This window comes from Streptomyces sp. NBC_00158, assembly GCF_045160885.1.
GTDB lineage: Bacteria > Actinomycetota > Actinomycetes > Streptomycetales > Streptomycetaceae > Streptomyces.
Genome location: NZ_CP108161.1, coordinates 3187552 through 3213218 on the forward strand (window position 1 = coordinate 3187552; position 25667 = coordinate 3213218).

The following is a 25667-nucleotide window of genomic DNA, read 5'->3' on the forward strand; positions in this document are numbered from 1 at the left end:
CTACCCGGTGACGCCGTGATCACGTCAGGCCGCCTGGACCTCCAGCCTCGCCCCGAACTCCCGGACGGCCGGTTCCTCCCGGTACGGCTCCAGCCGCGCCCGGAAGTCGTCCAGGTACTCCGCGCCCCGGCGCGAGCGCAGCGAGCCCAGCAGTTCGGCGGCCTTCGTCGCCGTCTGGCAGGCCTGCTCCACCTCCCGCTGCTGCACCTGCGAGGCCGCCAGCAGCAGCAGCCCGATCGCCCGGCGGCGCGCCTTCGTCTCGGGCAGGTGGCGCAGCGCCTCCTCGGCACGGCGGCCCGCCGCGTCCGCCTGCCCGAGGTCCCGGTGGCAGTGCGCCAGCTCGTCCGCGAGGTAGGCCTGGCCGAAGTGGCGGATCCACACCGGGTCGTCGCCGGACTCCGGCTCGGCCCGCTCCAGCGCCGTCACCGCCCGTCCCGACAGCACCGCCGTGGCCCGGGCGTCGCCCAGCAGCGCGTGCCCGCGCGCCTCGGCGGCGTAGAACATCGCCTCCACCCGCGGCGTGACCTGCCCGCGCGTGCCCTCCTGCGCCGCCCGCGCCAGCTGCGCGATCTCCCGCGGGTTGCCCAGCTCGGCGGCGAGGTGGCTCATCGAAGCCGCCAGTACGTAGCCCCCGTACGCGCGGTCGCCCGCCGCCTGCGCCATCCGCAGCGCCTGGATGTAGTAGCGCTGGGCCAGGCCCGGCTGCCCGGTGTCCACCGCCATGTAGCCGGCCAGCTCGGTGAGCCGGGCCACCGCCGCGAACAGGGCCCGCCCCACCGGCTCCCGGTACGAGCCCCCGATCAGCCCGGAGACCACGGAGTTGAGGTAGTGCACCACCACCGGCCGCACGTGCCCGCTGCCGAAGCGGTGGTCGAGGTCGGTGAGGGCCTCGGTGGTCGCCCGTACCGCGTCCACGTCCGACATCCCCACCCGCGCCCCGCCGCTGCGCGCCACCTGCGGGTCGGCGCCGGTGATCAGCCAGTCGCGGCTCGGCTCGACCAGGGCGGAGGCCGCCACGCTCGACCCGGACAGGAAGTCGCGGCGCCCCACGTCGCTGCGCCACAGCTCGCAGACCTGCTCGATGGCGCCGACGACGGTCGGTGAGAACTGCAGGCCCACCCCGGAGGCGAGGTTCTTCCCGTTGGCCATGCCGATCTCGTCGATGGTGACGGTCCGGCCCAGCTTGCGGCCGAGGGCCTCGGCGATGATGCCGGGGGCCCGGCCGCGCGGCTGCTGGCCGCGCAGCCAGCGGGCCACCGAGGTCTTGTCGTAGCGGAGATCGAGGCCGTGCTCGGCCCCGCACATGTTGACGCGCCGTGCGAGCCCGGCGTTGGAGCACCCGGCTTCCTGGATGAGCGCCTGCAGCCGTTCGTTCGGCTGGCGCGCTACGAGAGGCCTGGCTGCCATGAAAACCCCCTGAGGCCGCGGGTGATCGTTCGAATGATCACTTCCCGCCTGAAGTGCCGAGAATCTTCCGCTCTGCGACGTGTCGTTACCCAACGACCGCGCCCCGGCCTCCCACGCGCCCCCGCACGTGCACCCGTGCGCCCCGTATGCAGGATCGATGCAGCGCCCACCGGCTGGTTTACGCCCGTAACCCGCCGTGACCCCGGGAGTTGTGATGGGCGTGGAAGAGACCATCACAGTCACGGAGACCGCGCCCATCCCCCAGCAGCGCGGGGAACAGCTGCTGGACCACGCCGTGCGGTACGTGGAAGAACGCCACTGGGACGTCTTCGCCGGCACGTGGCTGGAGCCCGGCGACGGCCGGGAGGTGTGCTCCTGCGGGGTGGCCGACTGCCCGGCGCCCGGCGCCCACCCGTCGGTCAAGGACTGGCAGTCGCTGGCCTCGGGCAGCGCGGTGGGCGTGCGGCGGATCTGGGGCAAGAACCCCGCCGCCTCCATCCTGATGCCGACGGGCCGCACCTTCGACGCGCTCGACGTACCGGACTCCGCCGGCTTCCTGGCGCTGGCCCGGCTGGAACGCCACGAGCGGACCCTCGGCCCGGTCGCGCTGACCCCCGACCACCGGATGCTGTTCTTCGTACTGCCGGGCGCCGGTGCGAAGGTGCCGGACCTGGTGCGCAAGCTGGGCTGGCTGCCGCACGCCATCGACCTGGTCACCCGGGGCGAGGGCCAGTACGTGGCCGCGCCGCCGACCCGCTTCGGCGGCAAGGGCCCGGTGCAGTGGGCCCGCAAGCCCACGCCGGCGAACCGGTGGCTGCCGGACACCGAGGAGCTGATCGACGCCCTCGCGTACGCCTGCGGCAGCGAGGCGGCCGCCGCCCGCAATCGCCGCAAGGCATGACCCCGTCCCCTCCCGCCCCGCCTGCCTCCCGCCCTCCCGCCCGCCCGCTGACATACGTGTCCGCAAGTTCATGACATTCGTAACTGCTGGTGCCTCTCCCCCTCCTCCTATGGTGAGGAAAGTACGACCACGGGGAACAGAACGAGAGGCAGGCGCATGCCGGACCAGGGTTATGCGGCGGGCGGTACGGACGGCGGGACGGGTGGTGGCGCGCGATCCGCGCAGCCCGCGGCCGCGGTGCGGGTGGAGGGACTGTGGAAGCGGTTCGGTGAGCAGGTGGCCGTCGCGGGCATCGACCTGGAGCTGCCGGCCGGCCGCTTCGTCGGGCTCGTCGGCCCGAACGGCGCGGGGAAGACGACCACCCTGTCCATGGTGACCGGGCTGCTGCGCCCGGACTCGGGCCGGGTGTTCGTCGCCGGACACGACGTGTGGGCCGACCCGGTCGAGGTGAAGACCCGCATAGGCGTGCTGCCCGAGGGGCTGCGCATGTTCGAGCGCCTCTCCGGCCGCGAACTCCTCGGCTACATGGGCCGGCTGCGCGGACTGCCGGGCGAGGAGACCGACAAGCGGGCCACGCAGCTGCTGGACGTCCTCGACCTCGCGGGCTCGCAGCACAAGCTGGTCGTCGACTACTCGACGGGCATGCGCAAGAAGATCGGCCTCGCCGCCGCCCTGCTGCACAACCCCGAAGTCCTCTTCCTGGACGAGCCGTTCGAGGGCGTCGACCCGGTTTCGGCGCAGACCATCCGCGGGGTGCTGGAGCGCTACACGGCGTCCGGTGCGACCGTCGTGTTCTCCTCCCACGTCATGGAGCTCGTCGAATCGCTCTGCGACTGGGTGGCCGTCATGGCGGGCGGCAAGATCCGCGCCGCCGGCCCGCTGGCCGACGTACGGGGTTCCGCGCCCTCCCTCCAGGAGGCCTTCCTCGAACTCGTCGGCGCCCGCGACCAGGCCGCCGGCGACTCCCTCGACTGGCTCGGCGGCGCACGATGAGCGCCACCACCGACACCCCGGCCGCCACCGCCACCACCTCGGGGCCCTCCGTCACCGCGCTGTTCGTCCGCCTCAAGCTCTCCCTGATGCGCAACGGCCTCAAGGGCTCGTCGAAGCGCAAGGCCGTGTGGATCACCAGCCTGGTGATCTCCCTGCTGTTCTCCCTCTTCGTCACCCTGTGCCTGGCCATGCTGCACGGCCACGTCCACGCCGGGACCGTCGTCGTCCTGCTGTCCGCGATCCTCGCGCTCGGCTGGACCGTGATGCCGCTGTTCTTCCCGACCGGCGACGAGACCCTCGACCCGAGCCGGCTGGTCATGCTGCCGCTGCGCCCGCGTCCGCTCGTACGGGCCCTGCTGGCCTCCTCGCTGGTCGGCACCGGCCCGCTGTTCACGCTCTGCATCGCCGCCGGGTCGGTGGCCGCGGTGGCGCGCGGCGCGGCGGGCATCGCCGCCGCCGTGGTCGGCGCCCCGCTGCTGCTGCTGGGCTGCGTGGCCCTGGCCCGCGCCGTCGCCACGGCGAACGTACGGCTGCTGTCCAGCCGCAAGGGCCGCGACCTCGCGGTGCTGAGCGGCCTGCTGATCGCGATAGGCGCCCAGGTCGTCAACTTCGCCGCCCAGCGCCTGTTCCAGCAGGGCGGCCTGACCGCGCTGGAGCCGGTCGAGGCGGTCGTGCGCTGGCTGCCTCCGGCGACCGCCGTCGGCATGGTCGACTCCGTCAGCGAAGGCGCGTACGGCACCGCCGCGGCCCAGCTGGCCCTCACCCTCGCCGCCCTGGCCGCCCTCCTGTGGTTCTGGGAGCGCAGCCTCACCAACCTGATGGTCACCCCGGACGGCTCCACCCTCGCGGCCGCCAAGCCCGAGAAGGACCGCAGCGGCGCCGGCGGCGGCCTCTGGTCCCTGCTGCCGGGCGGACGCACCGGCGCGGTCATGCAGCGCACGCTGCGCTACGCCGTGCGCGACCCGAAGACGAAGTCGGCCTGGGTGTCCTCGCTGGCGGTCGGCGCGATCGTCCCCGTCTTCAACGCCCTCCAGGGCACCGGCTCGGTCTACCTGGCCTGCTTCGGCGCGGGGATGCTCGGCGTCCAGATGTACAACCAGTTCGGGCAGGACACCTCCGCCTTCTGGATGGTCGCCCAGACGATCTCCTCGCCGCGCGACGCGTACGGGGAACTGCGCGCCCGCGCCGGCGCGCTGTCCCTGGTCACCATCCCGTACACGGTCCTCGTCACGGTGGCCACCGCCGCCCTGGTGGGCGACTGGTCGGGCTTCCCGGCCGCCCTGGGCCTGGGGCTGGCCCTGCTGGGCTCGATGCTGTGCACGGGCGCGCTGGCCTCGGCGTACTTCCCGTACTCCATCCCGACGGAGGGCGCGTTCAAGAACGTCGCCCCGGGGCAGGCCGGCCTGGCCTGGCTGGGCATCGTCGGCGGCATGGTCTCGTCCGCGGTGATCTGCTCCCCGGTGATCGCCCTGACCGTGTACATCAGCCTGGCGGACGCCCCCGGCGTCCTGGCCCTGCTGGCCCTCCCGGTCGGCATCGCCTGGGGTGTCCTGGCCACCTGGGCGGGCCTGCGCCTGGCGGCCCCGGTGGTCTTCCGCAAGCTCCCGGAGATCCTGGTGGCGGTCAGCAAGGGCTGACCGCGTCCGACCCCGCGCGGGGGGCGGCGGGCCGATGGCCCGCCGCCCCCCGCGGCGTTCCCCGGGGCGCCCGCCCCGGGCTGCCGGGTCACGGGCAGCTGATGCGGGTGTCGCCGGGGTCGGTGGTGCAGGTGTCGGTGTTGAAGCCGCCGTTGGCGGTGTCGTTGCCGGAGACCCCGTCGACGGTGTCGAGGCGGTCGCTGCCGTAGTAGCCGGTCAGGGTGTCGTTGCCCGGGCCGCCGATGAGGGTGTCGTCGCCGAAGCCTCCGTCGACGTTGTCGTTGCCGGGGCCGGCGTGGACCGTGTCGTTGCCGTAGCCCGCCCGGACGGTGTCGTTGCCGCTCAGGGCGCAGATGACGTCGTTGCCGAAGCCGCCGGTGAGGGTGTCGGTGCCGCTGGTGCCGATGATGGTGCAGCCGCGGGCGTTGTTGACGGTGCTGGCGGCCGTCGCCGTGTTGTTGGCGGTCGCCGGGTCCGTCTGGGTGGCGGAGACGGTGGCCCTGTCGGACAGGGTGCCGGTGGCGCGGGGTTCGGCGGTGAACCTGACCGTGGTCCGCGCACCGGGGGCGAGGGTGCCGAGGGCGCAGGTGGCGGTGGTGGCGGTGAGGGTGCAGGTGCCCTGGCCCGGGGTGGCGGACAGGAGGGTGCCGGGGCCGGTGAGGGTGTCCGCCAGGGAGACGCCGGTGGCCGTGGTGGTGGTGCTCGTGTTGGTCACCGTCACGGTGTAGGTGGCCTGGTCGCCGATGCTGACGGAGGCCGGGCCGGTCTTGGTGACGGCCAGGTCCACGCCGGGCGGGGGCGGCGGGGTGGTGACCTGGTAGCGGACGAGGCCCCGGTCGTCGCCGGTGTTGCCGGAGACGACGATCTTCCCGTCGGACTGCAGGGCCACCGCGTTGGCGGTGTCGAAGTAGCCGAAGGAGACGTCGGTGCGGACCTTCCCGCCGGTGGCGAAGCCGCTGTCCAGGGATCCGTTGGCGTTGTAGCGGGCCACGCCGAAGTCGGCCAGGCTGATGCCCGCGGCGACGATCTTGCCGTCGGGCTGGAGGGCCAGGTCGGCGGCGCCGTCCAGGGTGTTGGTGCCGAAGTCGGTGGTCACCTTGCCGTCGCCGTCGAAGGAGCCGTCGAGGCTGCCGTCGGCCGGGTTGTAGCGGGCGAGGGCGAAGTCGAAGCCGCTGTTGCCCGCCGTGACGATCTTCCCGTCGGGCTGGATCCGGACCCCGTTGGCCCTGTCGGCGCCGGCGAAGGGGGTGGTGACCCGGCCGTCGCCGTCGAAGGTGGTGTCGAGGCTGCCGTCCGCGTTGTAGCGGGCGAGGGCGAAGTCGGATTCGTTGGAGGGGTAGTTGTACCCGGAGCGGCCCGCGACGACGATCTTGTTGTCGGACGGCTGGAGCGCCACGTCGTACCCGCTCGCGGAACCCCCGGCGAAGTCGGTGGTCACCTTGCCGCCGTCGCCGAAGGTCGTGTCGGGGCTGCCGTCGGCGGCGTTGTAGCGGGCGACGGCGAAGCCGGTGCCGCTCTCGCCCGCGGCCACGATGGCGCCGCCGGGCTGGATCACGAGCCCGAAGGCCTCGTGCGGGCCCGTGCCGGTGCCGAAGTCGGTGGTGGTGAAACCGCTGCCGCCGTCGCCGAAGGTGGTGTCGGGGCTGCCGTTCGTGTTGAAGCGGGCGACGGTGAACGCCCCGCCGCCGTCGGGGTCCGCGCTGTAGCCGGCCACGACGAGCTTCCCGTCCGGCTGCACCGCCACCGCGTCGGCCACGTCGTCGCCGCCGCGCAGGTCGGTCGTGATCCGGCCGTCGTTGTCGCCGTCGCCGTTGAAGGTGGGGTCGAGGCTGCCGTCGGTGTTGTAGCGGGCCAGCGCGAAGTCGGAGTAGCCGCCCGCCGCGGGGACGGTCAGGCCGACGGTGACGATCCTGCCGTCCGCCTGGATCACCATGCCGCGGCTCTCGTCGTAGCCGCCGCCACCGAAGTCGGTGGCGACCCTGCCGTCCCCGTCGAAGGCCGGATCGAGGTCGCCCGGTGCGCCGAGCGCGGTCGCGGGCAGGGCGAGGACGAGCGCGAGGCCGGCGGCGACGGCTGCGGCGGCGTTGCGCCGGGGGGCTCTCCTGCGGCCCGGGGCGGACGCGGGGACGGGCGTGTCCGGGGGCTCGCAGGGGGAGGCGGAGGATGTGGACGGGGGCGTGGGCGGGGACGTGGACATGGAGACCCTTCGTCGGCTCACCGCCGGGGCGCAGTGGGCCGGCGGCTCCCAGTGGACAGGCCACAGCCTGTTGGGGCCGCGGCGGCCGGCCGCGCGCGGCGGGCCGCGCTGGGCTCACTGGAGGGCCGCGATCCACCCCATCAGGTGAGCGCCGGGCCGGCGAAGGGTCCGGGGTCTCATCGGGAGGCCATGTCCGAGACCTCGTCGAGGAAGGGTTCCAGGGCGGTGCGCAGGGCGGCCGGCTGGTCGTAGTGGACGTAGTGCCCGGCGTCGGGGATCTCGGCGTACTGGCCGGCCGGGAGGACGCGGACCATTTCCTGGGCTTCCGCGCGGCCCAGCTCGCCGTCCAGGCCGCGTACGACGAGGGTGGGGCAGCGGACCTGGGCCAGTTCCTCCCAGTGCGCGTCGTGCACCCAGGTCTCGCGGACGGTCAGCATCTGGCTGCGGGAGAAGAGCGGGCGCCAGCCGTCCGGTGCCCGGTGCATCACCTCGGCGAAGAAGGCGCCGCGGCCGGGGTCGGGGCGCTCCACGCGGGGGTCGTCCTCGCCGAACCAGCGGCGGGCGGCGTCCTGTGTGGGGAAGGGCAGCGGCCAGCGGCGGAACCATTCCTCCCATTCCTGCTGCGAGGCCTCGCCGAGCGCTGAGGCCCGCATGTCGCAGATGACCAGGGCCTGGACCAGGTCGGGGCGGCGGGCGGCGAGCTGCCAGCCGGTGAGGGCGCCCATGGAGTGGCCGATGAGGATGACGGGACCGAGCCCGAGCTCTTCGATGACGGCCTCGGCATCGGCGACGAAGGCCTCGCGGCCCAGGCGGGCGGGCCGGTCGGGGCCGGGGGCCGGGTGGCCGCTGTGGCCGTGGCCGCGCTGGTCGAGGGCGATGACGCGGCGGTGCTCGCCCAGCCAGCGCGCGGTGCCGGCCCAGTGGAGGGCTCGGCCCATCAGACCGTGAAGTAACAGGACCGCCGGTTTCCGGGGCTCCGCGGGCGGGTCCCGGAACTCCCAGGCGGCCAGGCGTACGCCGTCGGCACCTGTGACATCGATGCGCTGTACCACCGGAGATGCACCCCCTTCGCTCCCGGCCAGACTATCGAACCCGCATTCGAAAACGGGCGTCTCGCCGACAACACCGCTCTTTCGAGTGACCTTGCTCAAGGATTGGCCGCCGCTGCCGATGGAGATCCTTTCAACAGGGAGGCGGGCCGATCGGGGAAGACGGTCCGAAGGGGATGACCTTGAGAGCTCGGGGCTCCAGGTCAGCAAGGGGAGGAACGGTCCCGGCGCCGAAAGGCGCCGGGACCGCCTTGCTTCCGGTCAGGCCGGCGGCGCATGGCCGCCGGCCGTCAACACCCTCGGGCGTCGGCCTGACGGCCTCAGCGCTTGGCGACGAACACGTGCGAAGCGATGTCCGGGTCCAGCTCCGCGGCCTCGCCACCGCTGCCGACCAGCACCCCGCCCGGGGACTCCGTCACGCTCACGACCGAGCCGGGCTGCACGCCCGCCCGGCGCAGCGTGTACATCAGCTGGGCGTCGGTCTGGATCGGCTCCCCGATCCGGCGGACGACCACCGTCTTGCCCTCGGTGCCCGGGTCCAGGTCGGACAGGCTGAGCATGCCGTCCTCCAGGAACGGGTCCGCCTCCGCCTTCTCACCCAGCTCCTCCAGGCCCGGGATCGGGTTCCCGTACGGCGACTCGGTCGGGTGGCGCAGCAGCTCCAGCACGCGCCGCTCCACCGCCTCGCTCATCACGTGCTCCCAGCGGCAGGCCTCCGCGTGCACCTGCTCCCACTCCAGCCCGATGACGTCGACGAGCAGGCACTCCGCGAGGCGGTGCTTGCGCATCACCCGCGTCGCGAGCTTGCGGCCCTCGTCCGTCAGCTCCAGGTGCCGGTCGCTGGCCACCGCGACCAGCCCGTCACGCTCCATGCGCGCCACGGTCTGGCTCACCGTCGGGCCGCTCTGGTCCAGCCGCTCGGCGATCCGGGCGCGCATGGGGACCACACCTTCCTCTTCCAGCTCCAGGATGGTGCGGAGGTACATCTCCGTGGTGTCGATCAGTCCGGACATTCGTGCCCCTCGGATTGCGTGCGCTGGCCCTGTCCCCAATTCTGACGCATCGGGCCGACAACCGTCCCGCGTCAAGCACCGTCGACCGTCAAGGCATGTACGGGACATCCGGCCGGAGCCCGGCCCGGGCCCGGCCGTAGCCCTCCCGGAGCCCGGCCGCCGTCCGGATTGACGGCCGTATTGACACGCCCTTGGTCCAGACCGCACGGTGAGCGGCGGACCACGGCGGCACAGCCGCCGCACACCCGACACCCCACACCCTGGAAGGGCCTACGGCGTATGAGCGAGAGCAAGCTGGCCGGGCAGTTCTTCGACGCGGCCATCGGCCTGCTGGAACGGGTGCGCGACGAGGAGGGCTCACGGATCACCGAGGCCGGGACCGTGATCGCCGAGGCCGTCGCCTCCGGGAACCGGCTCTTCGCCTTCGGCGCCGGACACTCCTCGCTGCCCGCGCAGGACGTGGTCTACCGGGCCGGCGGGCTCGCGCTGATGAACTTCCTCGCCGTCCCCGGCACCGCGGGCGTCGACGTCATGCCGGCCACCCTCGGCAGCGCCCTGGAACGCGTCGACGGGCTCGCCGGAGCGGTCCTGGACAGCAGCCCCGCCTCGGCGGGGGACGTCCTCGTCATCATCTCGCTGTCCGGGCGGAACGCCCTGCCCGTCGAGATGGCGATGAACGCCCGCGCCATCGGCCTGAAGGTCATCGGCGTGACGTCGGTGGCCTACGCGACGGAGACGAAGTCGCGGCACGTCTCGGGCACCTACCTCAAGGACCACTGCGACATCGTCCTCGACAGCAAGATCTCGGTCGGTGACGCCGAGCTGTCGCTGGACGGCATCGACGCGCCGTTCGCCCCCGCGTCGACGGTGGTGACCAGCGCGATCATGCAGGCGGTGATGGCGGCCGCCGCCGGGGAGCTGGTCGCCCGGGGCGTGGAGCCGCCGCTGCTGCGCTCCGGGAACGTGGACGGCGGGCACGAGTGGAACGGCCGGGTCATGCAGGAGTACGGGGACCGGATCTTCTTCCGGCACTAGCCGTCGCCGCTGCCCTGCCCTGGCCGGGCGGGGTGCCGGGCCGGGGCCGAGGGGCCGGGGCCGGTGGGTCGGGTGCGGGTCGTTGGCCGCTGCGCGGGGCGAGGTCCCCTACCCGCCCTTCCACCGTTCCCAGGGGCTCCGCCCCTGACCCCGTTGCGCTCAAACGCCGCGCGGGCTGGAATTTCGCTGCGCGAAATCCAGCCCCGCGCGGCGTTTGAGGCGCGGGGGTCTGGGGGCGGAGCCCCCAGGGGGGTCCGGGGCGCAACCCCGGGGAACGGGCGAAGGGCGGGTAGGGGAACCGGCACCGCGCAGCGGGATCGCGCAGCGCGGGTCAGGACGGGCGGGCGGCCAAGTCGAGGTCGGCCGCGACCCGGGCCGCCACCTCCTCCGCGTACAGGGCGTCCGCGCGCTCGAACGCGGAGCGGGACGGCCCGCGCAGGAAGGTCAGCGCGCCCAGGGTGCGGCCGCGGCTGCGCAGGACCGCGCACAGGGCGTGCGTGGCGCCCGGAGGCCACTGGCGGGCCCGGGCCCACACCTCGGCCGCCTCGTCGGCCCGGGCACTGGCCCGGACCGGGCCGATCCGGTCCAGGGCCTGGAGCGCCGGGTGCGCGGCCTCGTACCGGACCGGAATCGCACCCGGCCCCGGCAGCACCAGCGCCAGCCCCGACGGGGACACCGCCGCCCGGACCAGGCGCCCGCCCGGCCCGGGTTCCAGTACGTCGAGCAGCGCGTGCTCCGCGAAGCCGGCCAGCGCGAAGTCCAGCCGTACGGCGGCCGCCTCCGCCGGGTCCTCGCACTCGGCGGCCGCCCGCCCCGCCCGGTACAGCTGGTTGGCCCGGAACCGCAGCTGCCCGGTGTCCAGCTCGGCCTGCCGGGCCTCGGTGACGTCCTGGAACAGCCAGCCCACGCCCAGCGGCACCGGCTCCTCCGCGAGCGGCGACCCCAGCCGCAGGAACCCGCACCGCCAGCACCGCCGCCGCACCCCCTCCGGGGTCCGCACCGACACCCACAGCTCCAGCGGCGCCGGCGGGGCCCCCTCGGCCAGCACGTGCTGGAGAGCGCCCTCCAGCTCCTCGACGCCCTGTTCCAGCAGGTCCCCCAGCGGTCGGCCGAGCAGCGCGCTGCGCCCCGCCCCGAAGGCGCGGGCGGCGTGCGCGTTGACGACGGCCGGGCGCAGGTCCACGTCGACGAGGACGACCCCCCAGGAGGCGTCGTCCATCAGCGCCTCGCTGAGGGCGATGGACCGCTCCAGGTCGATCTGGGCGTGGACCTCGCTGAAGGCGCAGTAGACCCCGGCCGGTTTCCCGTCGGCGCCGGGCACCCCGGCGGACTGGGTGCGTACGAGGATCCGCCCGCCGTCCTTGGTCAGCAGGGCGAACTCGTGGACCTGCCGGCCTGGCGCGTCCTGCGCGGACATCAGCCGGTCCTCCACGTCGTCCGCGTCGGCGGCCCGGACCGCCCAGCCGGCGAACCCGCGCCGCCCCACCGCCTCGGCGGCGCTCCAGCCGAGGATCCGCTCGGCCTCGCGGTTCCAGTGGGTGATCACCCCGTCGGCGTCGAACGCGCACAGGGCGGCGTCCATCCCGTCGAGCAGCGCGGCGAGCAGATCGTCGGCGGTGTCACTGCGTCCGGTAGCACTCACCTGGCACCCCCTGCAGGTGTTCGCGTGTGCGGCACGTCAGATCATTGAACTGGAACGTGACCCAGGCCACACCCGCTTCCCCGAATCCTCCCGGAAACCTCCCGGAATGTCCGCCCGGAATCCCGCTCATTAAATCGCTTGAGGGCTCCGGGACGCCGATCTAGGCTCTGCCGTACACGAGAAGGGAGGTGGTTCCCGAAATGTACGGAAACCGGACGCGTGAGGTGGCTGCGGGCTAAGGGCCCGTCGTCAGCAACGCACCCAGTGCGGTGCCCGGCGGAACGCCCGGCGCCAATCCCAGCAGTCACCCGACCCGCGGTCTCGCCGGCACGTCCGGCCGGCTCCTCTCACTGCAGGAGAGGAACCCGAGACCGCGGGTCGCCTGCGTTCAGGCCCCGCCGGATCCCGGCCCCAGGCCTCGGCCCCCGGCCCCCGGCCCCACGACCGCGGCACGGCTACGGGCAGAGCCGCTCCACGCGCCACTTGTCCCCGTCCAGCACGTACCGCAGCCGGTCGTGCAGCCGGTTCTCGTGCCCCTGCCAGAACTCCAGCGCGTCGGGCAGCACCCGCAGCCCGCCCCACTCCGGCGGCACCGGCACCTGCTCCCCCTCCGGATACCGCGCCTCCAGCTCGGCATAGCGCCGGTCCAGCTCCGCTCGCGAACCGATCACCGTCGACTGCGCGCTCGCCCACGCCCCCAGCTGCGAGCCGTGCGGACGCGACCGGAAATAGGCGGCCGTCTCGTCCCGGCCGATCCTCTCCGCCCGGCCCGTCACGATCACCTGCCGGGCGATCGGATGCCAGGGGAACAGCAGCGAGACGTACGGGTTCTCGTCGATCTCCCGCACCTTGCGGGACCCGTAGTTGGTGAAGAAGACGAAGCCCCGCGAGTCGAACTGCTTGAGCAGCACCGTGCGCGAGCTGGGCCGCCCCGCGGCGGTGGCGGTCGAGACGACCATCGCGTTGGGCTCGAAGAGGTGCGAGTCGGCCGCCTGCTGGAACCACAGGGCGAACTGCGCCATCGGGTCGTCGGCGAGGCCCGCCTCCTCGACGATCTCGGAGCGGTACTGCTTGCGCATGACGGCGGGGTCAATGTCCTGATCGGTCACACGGTCATCCTGCCGCAGTACGCCGGGTGCCGGTGTGCCGTATGTCACGCTTCCGCAGGCCCACCGGAACGGACAAAATCTTGGGGCCGGTCCGAGGGTCCCCGCACGGATGACCTTCGGCCGTGCCGGGCATCAACGGGGATGACCGCGCCGGACCGCGAATCACGCCGGGAACCGCGCGTGTTCGCACTACCTGAGGAGCCGCCTGATGTCCGATTTCGTACCCGGACTCGAAGGTGTCGTCGCGTTCGAGACGGAGATCGCCGAGCCTGACAAGGAAGGCGGATCGCTCCGCTACCGGGGGGTGGACATCGAAGACCTGGTCGGCCACGTCTCCTTCGGGAACGTCTGGGGCCTGCTGGTCGACGGTGCGTTCAACCCCGGCCTGCCCGCCGCCGAGCCCTTCCCCATCCCGGTCCACTCCGGCGACATCCGCGTCGACGTACAGTCCGCGCTCGCCATGCTCGCGCCCGTGTGGGGTCTGAAACCGCTCCTCGACATCGACGAACAGACCGCCCGCGACGACCTCGCGCGGGCCGCCGTCATGGCCCTGTCGTACGTCGCCCAGTCCGCCCGCGGCCAGGGCCTGCCCATGGTGCCGCAGCGCGAGATCGACAAGGCCGAGTCCGTCGTCGAACGGTTCATGATCCGCTGGCGGGGCGAGCCCGACCCCAAGCACGTCAAGGCCGTCGACGCGTACTGGACCTCGGCCGCCGAACACGGCATGAACGCCTCCACCTTCACCGCGCGCGTCATCGCCTCGACCGGCGCGGACGTCGCCGCCGCCCTGTCGGGTGCCGTCGGCGCCATGTCCGGACCGCTGCACGGCGGCGCGCCGTCGCGCGTGCTCGGCATGATCGAGGAGATCGAGCGCACCGGCGACGCCGTCGCGTACGTGAAGAAGGCCCTCGACAAGGGCGAGCGGCTGATGGGCTTCGGCCACCGCGTCTACCGCGCCGAGGACCCGCGCGCCCGCGTGCTGCGGCGCACCGCCAAGGAGCTGGACGCCCCGCGCTACGAGGTCGCCGCCGCCCTGGAGAAGGCCGCGCTGGAGGAGCTGCACGCCCGCCGTCCCGACCGGGTGCTCGCCACCAACGTGGAGTTCTGGGCCGCGATCATGCTGGACTTCGCGGAGGTCCCGGCGCACATGTTCACCTCCATGTTCAGCTGCGCCCGCACCGCCGGCTGGTCGGCGCACATCCTGGAGCAGAAGCGCACGGGTCGCCTGGTGCGGCCGTCGGCGCGGTACATCGGCCCGGGCCGCCGCGACCCCCGCGACATCGAGGGCTACGCGGACATCGCCGCCACCGCCTGATCCCGTCGTCCTGGGCGCCGCATCCCGTACGGGGTGCGGCGCCCTCGCGCGTTCGGGGGTCCGGTCAGCCGAGGGGCGCGTCGAGGGCCGCGTCGAGGAGCTTCGACCACTGCGCGACCACGCGGGCCCGGCGGGCCGTGTCGTCGGTCAGGACGTTCGCCAGGCCCAGGCCCCGGGCCATGTCGAGCAGGCCCTGCACGGTCTCCCGTACGCCCGGCACCGACTCGTCCGCGCCCAGCAGCTCCACGGCGATCCGGTGGGTCTCCCGGCCGACCCGGGCCTCCAGCTCGATGACCTGGGGGCGCAGCTGCTCCTCGTTGGAGGCCGCCACCCACAGCTGGAGCGCGGCGCGGAACAGGGCGCCGGTGTACAGGTCGACCAGGGCCTCGACGACCGCGGCGCGCGGGCGCGGGGCGGGGGCGGTCTGGAACAGTTCGCGCAGGGCGGTGGAGCGTTCCTCGGCGACGTACTCGACCGCTGCGGTGAAGAGGGACTCGCGGGTCGGGAAGTGGTGCTGGGCCGCCCCGCGCGAGACGCCGGCGCGTTCGGCGACGACGGCGACGGTGGAGCCGGCCCAGCCGTGCTCGGCGAGGCAGGACACGGCCGCCTCCAGCAGGTGGCGCCGGGTGACGCGGCTGCGGGCCTGCTTGGGGACGGCGCCGGTCACCGTACCCATGACGGGTCCCGGCGCTCGAAGCGGGCGGTGATGCCCTCGCGGGCCTCGTCCGAGGCGAAGAGCCGCGCGGAGAGTTCCGTCAGGCGGGCGCCGTCGCGGTCCAGGGCCTCCCGCACTCCGGCGGCGACCATGGCCTTCGTCTCGGCGAGGGCCTGCGGGGACGCCTTGCGGAGTCCTTCGAGGACGGGGGCCAGGACCGTGTCCACGTCGGCGTCGGCGTCGGCGTGGGTGGTGAGGAGCCCTATGCGGGCCGCCTCGGCCGCGTCGAAGGTCTCGGCGGTGAGGAGGTAGCGGGAGGCGGCGCGGGGGTCGAGGCGCGGCAGCACCGTCATGGAGATGACGGCGGGGGCGAGGCCGAGGTGGGTCTCGGTGAAGGCGTACGAGGACTGCGGCCCGGCGGCGGCGATGTCGCAGGCGCCGAGCAGGCCGAGGCCGCCGGCGCGGACGTGGCCGGTGACGCGGGCGACGACCGGCTTGGGCAGGGCGGTGATCTCGCGGAGCAGGGCGAGGAAGTCGGCCGGGTCGCAGGGGGACTTCAGGTCGGCGCCGGCGCAGAAGGTGTTGCCGGCGTGGGTGAGGAGCACCGCGCGGGTGCCGGGGTCGGCGGCGGCCCCGGCCAGGGCCTCGCGGAGCTCGGCGACGAGCCGGGCGGAGAGCGCGTTGCGGTTGGCCGGGGAATCGAGGGTGAGGGTGGTGATGCCGGTCGCCGCCCGGGCGGCGTGCACGAGTGGGGCCATGTCTCCTCCGGAGGGGTCATCGGGTGGACCCGGCCGGGCCGGCCCCTTCGGGGGCAGGGTACGTGGTGACACGCCCCTTGCCGTTGCCCTGGCCGGGCGGGGTGCCGGGTGGGGTGGCTGCGTGAGGGGGTGGGGGCGGGGTGGGGTGTCGTCCGGGACGGGCTTCGATGTTCGGCGCCTGATCCGGATTGCATTCGTACGGGGTACCGCGCGCCGAATTCATCTCGTTTTAGTCCCGGACGACACCCCACCCCACCCCCACCCCCTCACGCAGCCACAGATTCAGCCTCGCCGGCGTTTGAGGCGCGGGGTCCGGGGCGGAGCCCCGGGGAACGGGCGAAGGGCGGGTAGGGGACCTCGCCCCGCGCAGCGGCCAACCACCCGCACCCGACCCACCGGCACCCGAACCGGCCCCGCCCGGCGGTCCGACGGACGGAGTCCGGCGCAGCGGCGCGAAGCCGGTGAGGCGCCCCGGCGCCGCACCGCGCGAGCGGCGCGTGAAGAAGGGGTCAGTATGACTTGGGCAGGCCCAGGGACTGGTGCGAGACGAAGTTGAGGATCATCTCGCGGCTGACCGGCGCGATCCGGGCCACACGGGCCGCCGTGATCAGGGCGCCGAGCCCGTACTCGCGGGTGAGCCCGTTGCCGCCCAGGGTGTGCACCGCCTGGTCCACCGCCCGGACGCACGCCTCCCCCGCCGCGTACTTCGCCATGTTCGCCGCCTCACCGGCCCCCGCGTCGTCCCCCGCGTCGTACAGCCCGGCGGCCTTCCGCATCATCAGGCGGGCGAGTTCCAGGTCGATGTGCGCCGCCGCCAGGGGGTGGGCGATGGCCTGGTGGGCGCCGATCGGCTCCTTCCAGACCTGGCGGGTCTTCGCGTACTCCACCGCCCGGCCGAGGGCGTAGCGGCCCATGCCGATGGCGAAGGCCGCCGTCATGATGCGTTCCGGGTTGAGGCCGGCGAAGAGCTGGAGGAGGCCCGCGTCCTCGTCGCCGACCAGGGCCGATGAGGGCAGGCGTACCTCGTCGAGGGTCAGCTCGAACTGCTTCTCCGCCGCCTGGAGTTCCATGTCGATGACCGAGCGGGAGAAGCCGGGGGCGTCCCTGGGGACGATGAACAGGCAGGGCTTGAGGCGGCCCGTGCGGGCGTCTTCCGTGCGGCCGACGATGAGGGTGGCGTCGGCGATGTCCACGCCGGAGATGAAGACCTTGCGGCCGGTGAGGATCCAGTCGTCGCCGTCGCGCCGCGCGGTGGTGGTGATGCGGTGGGAGTTGGAGCCGGCGTCGGGTTCGGTGATCCCGAAGGCCATGGTGCGGCTGCCGTCCGCGAGGCCGGGGAGCCACTCGCTCTTCTGGGCGTCGGTGCCGAAGCGGGCGATGACCGTGCCGCAGATGGCCGGCGAGACCACCATCATGAGGAGGGGACAGCCCTCGGCGCCCAGCTCTTCGAGGACGATGGAGAGTTCGGCGATGCCGCCGCCCCCGCCGCCGTACTCCTCGGGGAGGTTGACGCCGAGGTAGCCGAGCTTGGCGGCGTCGGCCCACAGTTCGTCGGGGTGGCGGCCTTCGCGGGCGACGCGGGCGAGGTAATCGCGGCCGTAGCGCCGCCCGAGGGCGGATACGGCTGCGCGCAGGGCCTGGTGCTCTTCTGTCTCGATCACGGCTGGTCCTCCTGGACTACGGCGAGCAGGGCGCCGAACTCGACCTGGTGGCCGGTGACGGCGTGGAGCGCGGTGAGCGTGCCGGAGGCCGGGGCGAGGATGCGGTGCTCCATCTTCATGGCCTCCAGCCACAGCAGGGGCTGCCCGGCGGTGACGGTGCTGCCGGGGGCGAGGCCCTCGGCGATGCGGACGACGGTGCCGGGCATGGGGGCGAGCAGGGAGCCCGGTTCGGTGCGGTCCTGGGGGTCGGGGAACCGGGGGACGGGCACGAGGGTGTGGGAGCCGAGCACGGAGTCCACGTAGAGGGTGTTCGATTTGTGTTTCACGTGGAACATCCGCCGGACGCCTCCGACTTCGAGGATGACGGCCTCGCGTGTGGCGGCCAGGACGCGGACGTCCGGGTCCGCCGGCGGGTCGTACTGGGCCTCGTACGCGGTGCCGGCGACGGTGTAGCGGCGGGTCCGGGGCTGGGAGCGGAGGTTGCGCCAGCCGCCGAGGCGGGCGGCGAGGGGGGCGCCGGGGGCCGGGGCCGCTTCGGCGAGGGCCGCGGCCAGGCAGGCGAGCGCGGGGTCCGGGGCGGCTTCGACGAGGGTGTCGAGGTGGCGTTCGTAGAAGCCGGTGTCGAGCCGGGCGGCGGCGAACTCCGGGTGGCGCAGGGAGCGTACGAGGAGGTCGCGGTTGGTGGTGAGGCCGTGGATCCGGGCCCGGGACAGGGCGTCCGCGAGGATCCGGACCGCCTCGGCGCGGGTCGGGGCGTGGGCGACGACCTTGGCGAGCATGGGGTCGTAGTGGACGCCGACCGTGTCCCCGGCGGTGAATCCGGTGTCGACGCGGACGTGGCCGGGGAGGTCGAGGGTGTGCAGCACCCCGGTCTGCGGGCGCCAGTCGTGGGCCGGGTCCTCCGCGTAGAGGCGGGCCTCGACGGCGTGTCCGGAGGGCTGGGGCGGGGTGAGGGGGAGGGCGTGGCCCTCGGCGACGCGCAGCTGGAGGGCGACCAGGTCGAGGCCGAAGACCGCTTCGGTGACGGGGTGTTCCACCTGGAGGCGGGTGTTCATCTCCAGGAAGTACGGGCGGCCGTCGGCGCCGACGAGGAACTCGACGGTGCCGGCTCCCCGGTAGGAGACGGCGCGGGCGGCCGCGACGGCGGCGGTGTGGAGGGTCTCGCGCAGGGGTTCCGGCAGGCCGGGGGCCGGGGCCTCCTCGATGACCTTCTGGTGGCGGCGCTGGAGGGAGCAGTCGCGGGTGCCGAGCGCCCAGACGGTGCCGTGTGCGTCGGCGAGGACCTGCACCTCGACGTGCCGGCCGCGCTCGACGTACGGCTCGGCGAAGACCTCGTCGTCCCCGAACGCCGAGAGTGCCTCGGCCCGGGCCGCGTCCAGGGACTCCTTGAGGGAGTCGAGGTCGCGTACGACGCGCATCCCGCGGCCGCCGCCGCCCGCCGCGGCCTTGAGGAGCAGCGGCAGGTCGGCGACCGTGGCCGCGGCCGGGTCGACGGGGTCGAGGAGGGGGACGCCGGCGGCGCGCACGAGCTCCTTGGCCCGGGTTTTGGAGGCCATAGCCTCGATGGCCTCGGGCGGCGGGCCGACCCAGGCCAGGCCTGCTGCCAGGACCTGCCGGGCGAAGCCGGCGTTCTCGGAGAGGAAGCCGTACCCGGGGTGCACGGCGTCCGCACCGGCGGCGGTGGCGGCCGCGATCAGCAGGTCGCCGCGCAGGTAGGTGTCGGCGGGCGCGGCCCCGGGCAGGCGGACGGCCGCGTCGGCGTGGCGGACGTGGAGGGCGTCGGCGTCGGGGTCGGAGTGGACGGCGACCGTGGACAGGCCCAGGTCGCGGGCCGTGCGGAAGATCCGGACGGCGATCTCGCCCCGGTTGGCGACGAGGAGGGAGGTGATCGGTGCGGTCATCTGGGGGCTCACATCCGGAAGACGCCGAAGCCGCCGCGGGCGCCCTCGACGGGGGCGTTGTGGAGGGCCGACAGGCACAGGCCGAGGACGGTACGGGTGTCGCGGGGGTCGATGACGCCGTCGTCGTAGATCCGCCCGGACAGGAAGAGGGGCAGGGACTCGGACTCGATCTGGGCCTCCACGAAGGCCCGCATCCCGGCGTCCTGTTCCTCGTCGTACGGCAGTCCCCGGGCGGCGGCGGACTGGCGGGAGACGATCGACAGCACGCCGGCGAGCTGCTGGGGGCCCATGACGGCGGACTTGGCGCTGGGCCAGGCGAAGAGGAACCGGGGTTCGTAGGCCCGTCCGCACATGCCGTAGTGACCGGCGCCGTAGCTCGCGCCGATCAGGACGGACAGGTGCGGGACGCGGGAGTTGGACACCGCGTTGATCATCATCGAGCCGTGTTTGACGATGCCGCCCTGCTCGTACTCCTTGCCCACCATGTAGCCGGTGGTGTTGTGGAGGAAGAGGAGGGGGATGTCGCGCTGGTTGGCGAGCTGGATGAACTGGGCGGCCTTCTGCGACTCGGCGCTGAACAGCACGCCCTGCGCGTTGGCGAGGATCCCGACCGGGTAGCCGTGCAGGGTGGCCCAGCCGGTGACCAGGCTGGTGCCGTAGAGGGGCTTGAACTCGTCGAAGTCGGAGGCGTCGACGATGCGGGCGATGACCTCGCGCGGGTCGAAGGGGGTCTTCAGGTCCGGCGGGACGATCCCGAGGAGCTCCTCCGGGTCGTACAGCGGCTCCTCGGCCCGGGGCGGGTCGGCGTACGGCTTGCGGTGGTTGAGCCGGGCCACGATCCGGCGGGCCTGGCGGATGGCGTCGTACTCGTCGAGGGCGTAGTGGTCGGCGAGACCGGAGACGCGGGCGTGCATGTCGGCGCCGCCGAGTGACTCGTCGTCGCTCTCCTCGCCGGTGGCCATCTTGACCAGGGGCGGCCCGCCGAGGAACACCTTGGAACGGTCCTTGATCATGACGGTGTGGTCGGACATCCCGGGGATGTACGCGCCGCCTGCGGTGGAGTTGCCGAAGACGACGGCCACGGTCGGGATGCCGGCGGCGGAGAGCCGGGTCAGGTCCCGGAAGATCGCCCCGCCCGGGATGAAGATCTCCTTCTGGGAGGGCAGGTCCGCGCCGCCCGACTCGACGAGGCTGATGCACGGGAGCCGGTTCTGCAGGGCGATCTCGTTGGCCCGCAGCGCCTTCTTCAGCGTCCAGGGGTTGCTGGCGCCGCCGCGGACGGTGGGGTCGTTGGCGGTGATCAGGCACTCGACGCCCTCGACGGTACCGATGCCGGTGACCATCGAGGCGCCGACCGGGTAGTCGCTGCCCCAGGCGGCCAGCGGGGACAGCTCCAGGAACGGGGTGTCCGGGTCGAGGAGCAGCTCGATCCGCTCACGGGGCAGCAGCTTGCCTCGGTCGCGGTGGCGGGCGGTGTACTTCTCCCCACCGCCGGCGAGGGCCTTGGCGTGCTCGGCGTCCAGCTCCGCCAGCCGCTCCAGGGCGGCGGAACGGGCCTTCGCGTGCTCGGCGGCGAGCGGGTCGACGGTGGTTCCGAGGCGGGTCATCGGGTCCCCTCAGGAGCGGCGGATGGCGGGGTGTCGGGAAGGAGGCGGGCCGGGACGTCCACGAGGCGGGCGCGCAGCCATTCGCCGAGGGCCTTGGCCTGCGGGTCGAAGCGGTGCCCGGAGGCGACGCCGTCGCCGAGGAGCCCGGTGACGGTGAAGTTCAGGGCGCGCAGGCTCGGCAGCTCGTGGCGGGTGACCTCCAGCTCCCGCGTCTCGGGCAGCAGCTCCTGGAACGCGGCCACGGTGAGGGTGCGGTGCAGCCACCGCCAGGCCTCCTCGCCCTCCACCCACACCCCGACGTTGGCGTCGCCGCCCTTGTCCCCGCTCCGGGCCCCCGCCACCGCCCCGAGGGGCGCCCGCACGGTGCGGGCGGGCGCGGCGGGCGGCACCGGAGCGGGATCCGGAGCGGGATGCCCGGTCGGGGCCGGCGCGGTGGGGGCGGTGGCCGCGGGCGGCGGCGCCGGGGGCTCCGGAGCCGGGGCCGGGTCCGGCCCGAGGGCCTGCGCCGGGTCCGGGTCCGGCCCGAGGGCCTGCGCCGGGGCCGGCGGGGGCGGGACCGGCAGGACCGGCGGGGGCGGGACCGGCAGGCGGGTGCCGTCCTCCAGGACCGCCGCGTGCGGCACGGAGCCGGCCGGGACCAGGGCCGAGGCGAACACCCCGTAGGGCTGGGCCGGTCCCGGCGGGGCCGTCACGTGGAAGCCCGGATGGCTGCCGAGGGCCAGCTCCACCGCGGCCGAGGTCAGCGCCCGCCCCACCCGGTCCGGGGACGGGTCGCGGACCACCAGCCGCAGCAGGGCGCTCGCCTCCTCCTCCGTGCCCGCGTCGGGGTGGTCCGTGCGGGCGAGGGTCCAGCGGACGGACTCCACCTCGCGCAGCGCCCCCGCCAGCTGTGCCCGCACCAGGGCGGCCTTCGCGTCGATGTCGAGGCCCGTCAGGACGAACACCACCTCGTTGCGCCAGCCGCCGACGCGGCTGACGCCTACCTTCAGGGTGGCGGGCGGGGCCTCCCCCCGGACCCCGCTGATCCGGACCCGGTCCTCGCCGTCCGGGGCCAGCCGGACCGTGTCCAGGCGGGCCGTCACGTCGGGGCCCAGGTAGCGCACGCCCTGGGTTTCGTAGAGGAGCTGCGCGGTGACCGTGCCGACCGTGACGGCCCCGCCGGTACCCGGGTGCTTGGTGACGACCGAGGAGCCGTCCTCCGCGATCTCCGCCAGCGGGAAGCCCGGCCGGGAGACGTCGTGCCGCGTGAAGAAGGAGTAGTTGCCGCCGGTGGCCTGCGTACCGCACTCCAGGACGTGGCCCGCGACCACCGCCCCCGCCAGCCGGTCGTACTCCCGCGGTCCCCAGTCGAACCACCAGGCGGCCGCCCCGCTGACCAGCGCCGCGTCCGTGACCCGGCCGGTCACCACCACGTCCGCGCCGGCCCGCAGGCAGGCGGTGATGCCGGCGCCGCCCAGGTAGGCGTTGGCGGTCAGCGCGTCCTGCCCGTACGGCATCAGGTCGTCGCCCTCGACGTGCGCGACGGACACGGGCACCCCGGCCTTCGCCGCCAGCGCCCGCACCGCCGCCGCCAGCCCGGCCGGGTTCAGCCCGCCGGCGTTCGCCACGATCCGCACGCCCCGCTCGTGCGCGAGGCCGAGGCCCTCCTCCAGCTGCCTCAGGAAGGTCTTGGCATAGCCGAGGTCCGGGTTCTTCAGCCGGTCCCGGCCGAGGATCAGCATGGTGAGCTCGGCGAGGTAGTCCCCGGTCAGCACGTCCAGCGGGCCGCCGGTCAGCATCTCGCGCACCGCGTCGAACCGGTCCCCGTAGAAGCCGGAGGCGTTCCCGACGCGCAACGCCCGGCGCGTCACCGCCCGCTCGCCGGTCACCGCCCGCCCGCCGGTCACCGCCCGCCCGCCCGCGGCTCGCGGCCCTGTCCCGCCGGGCCGGCGAAGGCCTGGGCGATGTCGAGCCAGCGGTCGGCGTCGGCACCGGTCGCGGTGAGGGCGAGGTCGGCGCGGTGGGCGCGCTGGGTGACCAGCAGGCAGAAGTCCAGCGCCGGCCCGGTGATCCGCTGCGGGGCGTCGGCCGGCCCGTACGCCCACACGCCGCCCCCGTCCGGAGGGGTCAGCTCCACCCGGAACTCCCCCTCCGGCGCCGGGAGTCCCCGGACGGCGTACGCGTAGTCCCGCGCCCGCACCCCGATCCGCGCGACGTGCCGCAGCCGGGCCGTGGGGGTGCGGGGTACGCCGAGCGCGTCGGCCACGTCCTGGCCGTGCGCCCAGGTCTCCATGAGCCGGGCGCTCGCCATCGACGCGGCCTTCATCGGGGGCCCGTACCAGGGGAACCGGGCGTCGGGCGAGGCCGCCGAGAGCGCCGCGTCGAGCGTGGCCCGGCCCTCGCGCCAGCGGGCGAGCAGCTCGGCGGGCTCCAGCGCGGCCCCCTCCGCCGCGCCCTCGTCGACGAACGACTCGGGGGCCTTCAGCGCCTCCTCCACCATCCGCGCGAAACCCTCCGCGTCGGTGAGGGCGAGCAGCGCGGCCCGGTCGGTCCAGTGCAGGTGGGCGATCTGGTGGGCGACGGTCCACCCGGGCGCGGGCGTCGGGCGCGCCCAGTCCGGCGCGGGCGACTCCCCGACGAGCGAGTCGATTTCCCGCCCCTCCTCGCGGAGGTCGGCGAGGAGACCGGCGAAAACGGCGGCCCCGCTTGCGCGTTGGCCTTCGGCGGACGGATCGGGCACGGCGTGCTCCCCTCTCGGCGTGGGGGGAAGCCTGGCAGCCTCCGCTAAAACAATCAAGCGTGCTTGCATTATTTTTGCGAGCGGCGACCGATTCCCGCCACTCCGCTCAATTCCGCTCCGTCCAAGGGGACTTGATCACCCAGGACATCCCGCAAGGCCCGGCCGAGGACACCGCGGGCGCGCACCACCCCGCACCCGGAACGATCAGGGGCGGTTCCGGCCGTACGCCGGGAACGCGCCCTGCACGCGCCCTCCGTGCGCCGATACTGGGGACTCCCCGCCCGCCCAGCCGCCGCACCGGGCTCCGCACCGCCTCCCTCCACGCGCCCCTCCACGCCACTCGACGACGAGGACGGTCCGCCGTGAACCCCGCAGCCCCAGACGCGCCCCACTCCCTCTACCCCGAGCTCGACGCCACCGCCCTCACCGCCTTCGCCACCGCCCTGGAGAGCGGCGACACCGCCGGCCTGCCGCCCGCGCGCGCCGCGGAAGTACGGGCCGCCCGGGCCGCGGCCACCTTCAGCCGGGGCAAGGTGGCCGGCACCGGTGGGGACCTGCTCGACGCCGCGCTCTGGCGGCACACCGGCCCCGGGCCGCGGCCGGCGGTGGTGCTGCCCTCGCCGTGGACGGGCCTGGGCTGGACCGCGTACGCCGTCCAGGCCACCGCGCTCGCGGCGCGCGGCTACGACGTACTCGCCTACACCGTCCGCGGGTTCGGCCGCTCCGACGGCCACGCCGACTTCGCCGGACCGCTGGACGTCGCCGACGGCAGACGCGCCCTGGAACACCTCCTGGAACGCGCCGCCGGGCCGGTCACCAGGATCGGCTTCCTCGGCGTCTCCTACGGCGCAGGCATCGGCCTGCTCGTCGCCGCGCACGACCCCCGGGTCGACGCGGTGGCGGCGCTCGGCGCGTGGGGCGACCTCGGCGAGGTCCTGTACGAGAACTCCACCCGCCGAGCCGCCGCCGTACAGGTCCTGCTCGCGTCGGCCGGACGGGCCCGGCTGAGCCCGGAGACGGAACGCACCCTGGAGGACGTCCTCGCCGACCGGGGCGCCGAGGGCGCCCTGCGGTGGGCGCAGCAGCGCTCTCCGTCCGCGCACGTCAAGGAGTTCAACCGCAGGCGGGTGGCGGTCTTCCTCTCCCACGCCTGGCACGAGACGGTCTTCCCCGCCAACCAGACGCTGGGCCTGTTCGGCGAACTCACCGGCCCCAAACGGCTAGACCTGTCCGTAGGCGACCACTGCGGCCCCGAGAGCGCGGGGCTGCTGGGGCTCCCGAGCCCGGTGTGGACGGACGCGCACCGCTGGCTCGACCACCACCTGTGCGGCACCGCCAACGGCGTGGAGGGGGAGGCCGAGGTGCTCGCCGAGGTGATGTGGAGCCGCGCCCTGGAACCCTCCGCCGACCTGCCGGCCCCGGGCGGGAACGTCCGCCGGCTGTACCTGACCGGGGGTGGGGGGCTCGCCGGGGCCGGGGGGATCGCCGGGGCCGGGAGGCTCGCCCCGGAGCCCGAGCACGGCTGGACGGCGGGCGTGCTGTGCGGGGTGGACACCCCGGCCGCCGTGGCCGACGCGGTGGTGCGGTCCGGGTACGCGGAGCTGGCGGGCCGCCCCAAGCCGTACCCGGGCGACGAGATCGGCTCCGCCACGGCCGCCTCCGTCACCGCCGCCTGGTGCGGCGCCCCCGCCGGGGAGACCCTCCGCGTACGGGGCGTGCCGCGCCTGCGGGTGACGTACCGCGCCGCGAACTCCGGCTCCACGTTCGTCGCGTACCTCCTGGACCTGGCCCCGGACGGCTCGGCACGGCTGATCACGCACGCCCCGTTCAGCGACCTGACATCGCCGCCGGACAGCCTGATCAGCGCGGACATCGACCTCCAGGCCACGGCGTACGACGTCCCGCGGGGGCACCGCCTCCTGCTGGTGGCGGCCGCCCGGGACCCCTTCTACGGGGACGCCAACCTGCCGCGCGCGACGCTGGCGTTCACCTCGCCGGAGCCGGTGCCGTCGTACCTGGAGGTGCCGGTGGGCTGATCTTGAACAACTGTTTTAGACGAGCGTATTGA

19 protein-coding genes are annotated in these 25667 nt (G+C 74.3%); 6 read left to right on the forward strand and 13 right to left on the reverse strand.

From position 1 onward, the window contains the following. Positions 1-24: 24 nt before the first annotated feature. The gene (locus tag OG553_RS14560) at positions 25-1407 is read right to left on the reverse strand and encodes a transcriptional regulator (RefSeq protein WP_405979398.1); all 1383 of its coding nucleotides are present in this window, start codon (positions 1405-1407) and stop codon (positions 25-27) included. 214 nt (positions 1408-1621) lie between these two features. Between OG553_RS14560 and OG553_RS14565 the strand changes: the two genes are divergently transcribed. The 3 genes from OG553_RS14565 to OG553_RS14575 all read left to right on the forward strand — a co-directional run bounded on the left by OG553_RS14565 (position 1622) and on the right by OG553_RS14575 (position 4938). Then, positions 1622-2308, forward strand: a complete 687-nt coding sequence (locus tag OG553_RS14565) for a bifunctional DNA primase/polymerase (protein WP_405979399.1) — start codon at positions 1622-1624, stop codon at positions 2306-2308. Between the two features lie 156 nt (positions 2309-2464). Next, positions 2465-3301, forward strand: coding sequence for an ABC transporter ATP-binding protein (locus OG553_RS14570; protein WP_405979400.1), 837 nt, complete (start codon positions 2465-2467; stop codon positions 3299-3301). Next, positions 3298-4938 (forward strand): transporter, encoded by a 1641-nt coding sequence (locus OG553_RS14575; protein WP_405979401.1) that lies wholly within the window; start codon positions 3298-3300, stop codon positions 4936-4938. Before OG553_RS14570 ends, OG553_RS14575 begins: the two co-directional genes overlap by 4 nt. Positions 4939-5026: 88 nt before the next feature. On the opposite strand, the gene OG553_RS14580 is transcribed toward OG553_RS14575, so the two are convergent. From OG553_RS14580 to OG553_RS14590, 3 genes are all read right to left on the reverse strand, one after another. Further along, positions 5027-7135 carry a calcium-binding protein gene (locus OG553_RS14580; protein ID WP_405979402.1) on the reverse strand — a complete coding sequence of 703 codons (2109 nt, stop codon included), beginning with the start codon at positions 7133-7135 and terminating at the stop codon, positions 5027-5029. A 176-nt stretch (positions 7136-7311) separates the two neighbouring features. Continuing rightward, the gene (locus OG553_RS14585; protein WP_405979403.1) at positions 7312-8187 is read right to left on the reverse strand and encodes an alpha/beta fold hydrolase; all 876 of its coding nucleotides are present in this window, start codon (positions 8185-8187) and stop codon (positions 7312-7314) included. Between the two features lie 317 nt (positions 8188-8504). Next, positions 8505-9197, reverse strand: a complete 693-nt coding sequence (locus OG553_RS14590) for a metal-dependent transcriptional regulator (protein ID WP_405979404.1) — start codon at positions 9195-9197, stop codon at positions 8505-8507. Positions 9198-9476: 279 nt separating this feature from the next. On the opposite strand from OG553_RS14590, the gene OG553_RS14595 reads away from it, so the two are divergent. Then, positions 9477-10232, forward strand: a complete 756-nt coding sequence (locus OG553_RS14595; protein WP_405979405.1) for an SIS domain-containing protein — start codon at positions 9477-9479, stop codon at positions 10230-10232. A gap of 331 nt (positions 10233-10563) precedes the next feature. Here the strand turns inward: OG553_RS14595 and OG553_RS14600 are convergent, their stop codons facing one another. Then, positions 10564-11874, reverse strand: coding sequence for a PAS domain-containing protein (locus tag OG553_RS14600; protein WP_405979406.1), 1311 nt, complete (start codon positions 11872-11874; stop codon positions 10564-10566). Positions 11875-12329: 455 nt separating this feature from the next. Next, entirely contained in the window at positions 12330-12953 is a 624-nt protein-coding gene (gene pdxH / locus OG553_RS14605; RefSeq protein ID WP_405983038.1) for a pyridoxamine 5'-phosphate oxidase, read from the reverse strand. Positions 12954-13191: 238 nt separating this feature from the next. On the opposite strand from pdxH, the gene OG553_RS14610 reads away from it, so the two are divergent. Then, entirely contained in the window at positions 13192-14298 is a 1107-nt protein-coding gene (locus tag OG553_RS14610) for a citrate synthase 2 (protein WP_405979407.1), read from the forward strand. Between the two features lie 64 nt (positions 14299-14362). On the opposite strand, the gene OG553_RS14615 is transcribed toward OG553_RS14610, so the two are convergent. From OG553_RS14615 to OG553_RS14645, 7 genes are all read right to left on the reverse strand, one after another. Then, positions 14363-14974: a TetR/AcrR family transcriptional regulator gene (locus tag OG553_RS14615; RefSeq protein WP_405979408.1), complete on the reverse strand. Its 612-nt coding sequence runs from the start codon at positions 14972-14974 to the stop codon at positions 14363-14365. Then, entirely contained in the window at positions 14962-15711 is a 750-nt protein-coding gene (locus OG553_RS14620) for an enoyl-CoA hydratase family protein (protein WP_405979409.1), read from the reverse strand. Before OG553_RS14620 ends, OG553_RS14615 begins: the two co-directional genes overlap by 13 nt. Before the next feature lie 509 nt (positions 15712-16220). Continuing rightward, entirely contained in the window at positions 16221-17372 is a 1152-nt protein-coding gene (locus OG553_RS14625) for an acyl-CoA dehydrogenase family protein (protein ID WP_405979410.1), read from the reverse strand. Continuing rightward, a complete protein-coding gene (locus OG553_RS14630; protein WP_405979411.1) occupies positions 17369-19273 on the reverse strand; it encodes an acetyl/propionyl/methylcrotonyl-CoA carboxylase subunit alpha in 1905 nt (634 codons plus the stop codon). The genes OG553_RS14625 and OG553_RS14630 overlap by 4 nt, the downstream gene beginning before the upstream one ends. 8 nt (positions 19274-19281) lie before the next feature. Next, positions 19282-20880: an acyl-CoA carboxylase subunit beta gene (locus OG553_RS14635; protein WP_405979412.1), complete on the reverse strand. Its 1599-nt coding sequence runs from the start codon at positions 20878-20880 to the stop codon at positions 19282-19284. Further along, the gene (locus tag OG553_RS14640; protein ID WP_405983039.1) at positions 20877-22658 is read right to left on the reverse strand and encodes an acyclic terpene utilization AtuA family protein; all 1782 of its coding nucleotides are present in this window, start codon (positions 22656-22658) and stop codon (positions 20877-20879) included. The genes OG553_RS14635 and OG553_RS14640 overlap by 4 nt, the downstream gene beginning before the upstream one ends. 104 nt (positions 22659-22762) lie before the next feature. Next, positions 22763-23599 (reverse strand): TIGR03084 family metal-binding protein, encoded by an 837-nt coding sequence (locus OG553_RS14645; RefSeq protein ID WP_405979413.1) that lies wholly within the window; start codon positions 23597-23599, stop codon positions 22763-22765. A gap of 362 nt (positions 23600-23961) precedes the next feature. Between OG553_RS14645 and OG553_RS14650 the strand changes: the two genes are divergently transcribed. Then, the gene (locus tag OG553_RS14650; RefSeq protein WP_405979414.1) at positions 23962-25635 is read left to right on the forward strand and encodes a CocE/NonD family hydrolase; all 1674 of its coding nucleotides are present in this window, start codon (positions 23962-23964) and stop codon (positions 25633-25635) included. Positions 25636-25667 lie beyond the last annotated feature (32 nt).

What these genes read in the sequence shown, in the direction of transcription:
- OG553_RS14560 (WP_405979398.1), bottom strand. Translation starts at nt 1,407, where the DNA reads ATGGCAGCCAGGCCTCTCGTAGCGCGCCAGCCGAACGAACGGCTGCAG.
- OG553_RS14565 (WP_405979399.1), top strand. Translation starts at nt 1,622, where the DNA reads ATGGGCGTGGAAGAGACCATCACAGTCACGGAGACCGCGCCCATCCCC.
- OG553_RS14570 (WP_405979400.1), top strand. Translation starts at nt 2,465, where the DNA reads ATGCCGGACCAGGGTTATGCGGCGGGCGGTACGGACGGCGGGACGGGT.
- OG553_RS14575 (WP_405979401.1), top strand. Translation starts at nt 3,298, where the DNA reads ATGAGCGCCACCACCGACACCCCGGCCGCCACCGCCACCACCTCGGGG.
- OG553_RS14580 (WP_405979402.1), bottom strand. Translation starts at nt 7,135, where the DNA reads ATGTCCACGTCCCCGCCCACGCCCCCGTCCACATCCTCCGCCTCCCCC.
- OG553_RS14590 (WP_405979404.1), bottom strand. Translation starts at nt 9,197, where the DNA reads ATGTCCGGACTGATCGACACCACGGAGATGTACCTCCGCACCATCCTG.
- OG553_RS14595 (WP_405979405.1), top strand. Translation starts at nt 9,477, where the DNA reads ATGAGCGAGAGCAAGCTGGCCGGGCAGTTCTTCGACGCGGCCATCGGC.
- pdxH (WP_405983038.1), bottom strand. Translation starts at nt 12,953, where the DNA reads ATGCGCAAGCAGTACCGCTCCGAGATCGTCGAGGAGGCGGGCCTCGCC.
- OG553_RS14610 (WP_405979407.1), top strand. Translation starts at nt 13,192, where the DNA reads ATGTCCGATTTCGTACCCGGACTCGAAGGTGTCGTCGCGTTCGAGACG.
- OG553_RS14615 (WP_405979408.1), bottom strand. Translation starts at nt 14,974, where the DNA reads ATGGGTACGGTGACCGGCGCCGTCCCCAAGCAGGCCCGCAGCCGCGTC.
- OG553_RS14620 (WP_405979409.1), bottom strand. Translation starts at nt 15,711, where the DNA reads ATGGCCCCACTCGTGCACGCCGCCCGGGCGGCGACCGGCATCACCACC.
- OG553_RS14630 (WP_405979411.1), bottom strand. Translation starts at nt 19,273, where the DNA reads ATGACCGCACCGATCACCTCCCTCCTCGTCGCCAACCGGGGCGAGATC.
- OG553_RS14635 (WP_405979412.1), bottom strand. Translation starts at nt 20,880, where the DNA reads ATGACCCGCCTCGGAACCACCGTCGACCCGCTCGCCGCCGAGCACGCG.
- OG553_RS14640 (WP_405983039.1), bottom strand. Translation starts at nt 22,658, where the DNA reads ATGCTGACCGGCGGCCCGCTGGACGTGCTGACCGGGGACTACCTCGCC.